Below are 2,723 nucleotides of genomic sequence, written 5' to 3'. Positions count from 1 at the left end.
GCCGATCGGCGGCTTGAAGGAGAAGCTGCTGGCGGCGCTTCGGGCCGGCATCAAGACGGTGCTGATCCCGCAGGAGAACGAGAAGGACCTCGAAGAAATTCCCGACAACGTCAAAACGGCGCTGAAGATCGTGCCGGTGGCGAAGGTCGGCGAGGTCCTGAAAGTCGCGCTGGCCCGCGAGCCCGAGCCGATCGAATGGGTCGAACCGGAAGTTGCCGCAGCGGCCGCGGCGCCCGACGCGGACGCGGATGCGGTGGTAACCCACTAATGCATAAAGGGTTTCCGGCCGGGCACTGCTCGGCCGGAGGACCCGCCCCGTTCCCGGAAGGGGAAAAAAGGCCGAATCCGGCCTTTTTTTGTAGGTGTTCCCGGGGTTTTGGGCCGTGTTGTCCTTGCCCGCGGGGCCTGCGGGGCCCTAGATTCCCGCCAGTCGTCGCGGCGATTCCTGGGTTCGCGATGATACCGCGCAAAACCGCGCACGACTTTGCGCACGCCGCTTGAAGGAGCCAATCCTGTGAACAAGAACGATCTGATCCAGAAACTCGCGGACCACACCGGTCTCGTTAAGAACGACGCGGCCAAGGCGGTCGATGGCGTGTTCGACCTGATCGCTGCCGCCCTCAAGGCCGGCGACGAAGTCCGCCTCACCGGATTTGGCGTTTTCGTGGTGGCCACGCGCGCCGGCGGCAAGGGCCGCAACCCGCAGACCGGCGAAGAGATCACCATCAAGCCGTCACGCCAGCCGCGCTTCCGCCCCGGCAAGCAGCTCAAGGATTCCTTGAACTAGCATCGGTAGAATTCAGCAGCGGGACGTGCGGAAGGCTTCGCGCGTCCCGTTTCGCGTTTCAGGGGCTTTGCAGTTTGCCGGCCTTCAACACCCAGCGTCCTTCGATGCGGGTGAGCGAGCCGGTCCAGTGCCGCCCGGCGTCGCTGTCGCTGAAGGCGAGCACGATGCGGTCGCCTTGCCACGCTACGACGGTGCTGTGGAAGATGCGCTCCAGGTCCGGATCGGCGGCATACGCGGCTTCATCGGTGTAGGCCCATTCCAGCACCCAGCCGTCGGCCTGCCGTCGCCAGATTTCGAGGTGGTTGTCGCTGGCCGATCCTTCGGCCTCACATTCGTTCTGAATCAGCAGCCGCTCGCCATCCGGCGAAAAGGTCGGCACGTCGGCGAAGAGTGTCTGCCGTCCGCTGCGATCGTCGATCAGCAAGAGATCGCCGCAGCCTTCATAACCTCCCTTGACCACCAGATAGGCGTGGCGGGTGCGCAGGTCGGCAACGAGATCATACCGGGCGCAGGTGCCGGCATCGAAGCGCGGCGAGTCATCATCGCAGGCCGCACGCGTGTCGGTGAGGGTGAGTGGCCGGCCGATCCGCTCAAGCCGAAGCGTCGCGCCCGTCCGCGTTGCGCGTTTTGGCGACGCGGCAATGGCCGCTTTCTCCATCGCGGGGTCGTTCAAGTAGGTGCTGCGCGCCTTCGCCAGAAGCGCATCCTCGCTGGCACGGTCGGCACATGCCGGAGCGGTCAGAAGCAGCACGACGGCAAAACTTGCTAAACGCATGGCGCCTGTCCCCCCAAGGACCGCGGAACCCTAGCCGTCGATTGCGTCCAAGCCGTGTCAATCGTTCTCGTCGATCAGGAAAAACAGCTCTTCCACGGTCGCGTTCAACGTCTTGGCCAGCGCCAGCGCCAGGATGGTCGACGGCACGAACACCGAATTCTCCACCGTATTGATGGTCTTGCGCGAGACGCCGACCAGGGCCGCCAGATCGGTCTGGGTCAGCCCTTTCGCCGTGCGTATCTCTTTCAGCCGATTGCCGAGCCGGCGTTCAGACATCGTTGTTCCGGTCGCTGCACCAGTCGAGCACAACATAGGCGACGATCGGCACCGCGATCGCGCCATAGAGCCCCCATGCGATGGCCGGCATCAACAGCGCCGGCAGCACGATGGCAACGCCGATCACGACGAGTGCTGCCGCCAATAGCGCCGCGTAGCCGATCTTCATCGCCCGCGCAATTTGGCTGCGAGTGAGTTCCTCGTCGTGGTCGCCTCCCGGCCCGATGAGGAAGATCAGCGGCGCCAGGGCGTACATGATCAGGGCCATGAAAATCCGGACTTCCTGGCCGCTACCCGTCAGCGTGACGCCGGCGAGGCCTTTTGCTCCCATCGCCGAAAAGAGCAGCAGGGCCAACAATGTCAGCCGGAACCGCCGGAGGGCAAAGTCGCGGCTGTAGCGCGGATAGGATTCGGCTTCGTCGGCCTTGGCGCTCGCTGCGAACAGGACCAGGGCGCCGATCAGATTGCAGGCGATCGACACGCCGATCAGCGGGACGCTGAACAACAGATACGCGGCGTCCCCCGCCACCGCCAGCAGGAACCCCAGCCACAGCCAGCGCAGGCTGGCGCGAACGGCGCGTTCGGCGTCGTGATCGTCCTGGTCCATGTCTCCCCCCCCTTCGATCATGTAACCTATGGGTTACAGTAACCTCTAGGTTACACAGCTTCAAGCCCGCGCGGTCACGCCGGTTTGATGCGCCGGAATCGTAGTGTAAGAGAGGCGGCACGGGCGGTTAGCTCAGCGGTAGAGCATCTCGTTTACACCGAGAGGGTCGGGAGTTCGAAACTCTCACCGCCCACCATCTAAGTTGTTGTTTTTGTTAAATAAATTCGACTACTGCCAACTTGTCGCGCCTCGCCGAAATGCGCGGGGAAGCACTGGGG

General features: G+C 63.9%; 5 protein-coding genes and 1 tRNA gene. 3 read left to right on the top strand and 3 right to left on the bottom strand.

The genetic code is table 11. From position 1 onward, the window contains the following. Together AC1P6P_RS14935 and AC1P6P_RS14930 are read left to right on the top strand one after the other, a co-directional pair. The coding region (locus AC1P6P_RS14935) for a S16 family serine protease (RefSeq protein WP_481403235.1) at positions 1-268 on the top strand (268 nt) is incomplete at its 5' end. 246 nt (positions 269-514) lie between these two features. Then, positions 515-787 carry an HU family DNA-binding protein gene (locus AC1P6P_RS14930; RefSeq protein WP_166929101.1) on the top strand — a complete coding sequence of 91 codons (273 nt, stop codon included), beginning with the start codon at positions 515-517 and terminating at the stop codon, positions 785-787. Positions 788-845: 58 nt separating this feature from the next. Here the strand turns inward: AC1P6P_RS14930 and AC1P6P_RS14925 are convergent, their stop codons facing one another. From AC1P6P_RS14925 to AC1P6P_RS14915, 3 genes are read right to left on the bottom strand one after another with little or no spacing between them, the layout of a single operon-like run. Next, positions 846-1,562, bottom strand: a complete 717-nt coding sequence (locus AC1P6P_RS14925; RefSeq protein WP_481403234.1) for a hypothetical protein — start codon at positions 1,560-1,562, stop codon at positions 846-848. Between the two features lie 57 nt (positions 1,563-1,619). Next, positions 1,620-1,838, bottom strand: a complete 219-nt coding sequence (locus AC1P6P_RS14920) for a helix-turn-helix transcriptional regulator (protein WP_481403233.1) — start codon at positions 1,836-1,838, stop codon at positions 1,620-1,622. Further along, positions 1,831-2,445, bottom strand: coding sequence for a hypothetical protein (locus AC1P6P_RS14915; RefSeq protein ID WP_481403232.1), 615 nt, complete (start codon positions 2,443-2,445; stop codon positions 1,831-1,833). The genes AC1P6P_RS14920 and AC1P6P_RS14915 overlap by 8 nt, the downstream gene beginning before the upstream one ends. Before the next feature lie 121 nt (positions 2,446-2,566). Here AC1P6P_RS14915 and AC1P6P_RS14910 point away from each other — a divergent pair. After that, positions 2,567-2,641, top strand: a tRNA-Val gene (locus AC1P6P_RS14910). Positions 2,642-2,723: the final 82 nt, after the last annotated feature.

It is taken from the genome of Rhizomicrobium sp. (assembly GCF_056722145.1).
Note: the sequence above shows the minus strand (reverse complement) of the source record. Positions and strands in the feature narration are given on the sequence as shown.

What these genes read in the sequence shown, in the direction of transcription:
- AC1P6P_RS14915 (WP_481403232.1), bottom strand. Translation starts at nt 2,445, where the DNA reads ATGGACCAGGACGATCACGACGCCGAACGCGCCGTTCGCGCCAGCCTG.
- AC1P6P_RS14925 (WP_481403234.1), bottom strand. Translation starts at nt 1,562, where the DNA reads ATGCGTTTAGCAAGTTTTGCCGTCGTGCTGCTTCTGACCGCTCCGGCA.
- AC1P6P_RS14920 (WP_481403233.1), bottom strand. Translation starts at nt 1,838, where the DNA reads ATGTCTGAACGCCGGCTCGGCAATCGGCTGAAAGAGATACGCACGGCG.